Source organism: Acetobacter indonesiensis (assembly GCF_000963945.1).
Lineage (GTDB): Bacteria > Pseudomonadota > Alphaproteobacteria > Acetobacterales > Acetobacteraceae > Acetobacter > Acetobacter indonesiensis.
Map to the genome: position 1 here is coordinate 1 of NZ_BAMW01000103.1, position 217 is coordinate 217.

The 217-nt window shown below is 55.3% G+C and carries 1 protein-coding gene; it reads right to left on the reverse strand.

The annotated features are described in order from the left end of the window. A partial coding sequence (locus tag Abin_RS15355) for a hypothetical protein (RefSeq protein ID WP_048848542.1) occupies nt 1-217 on the reverse strand: 217 nt, incomplete at both ends.

Sequence of the window (217 nt, forward strand, 5' to 3'; positions counted from 1 at the left end):
ATCAATAGTGCCCGTAATCAGACTGTGCGTCACACTCTGTTCGTCATGGTCAACATGACCAACCGCAACCGTTATCGTCTTCGCCGCATCAGTCAGACTGCCGCCACTCGTAAAGCCACCGCCCGCAGCAAAGCTCGTCCCGCTCCACCTTGACGTGTTGGACACATCACCAGCATCCAGTGACCCCGTGTGGAAATGGTTCAGGCTTTTATCCGCA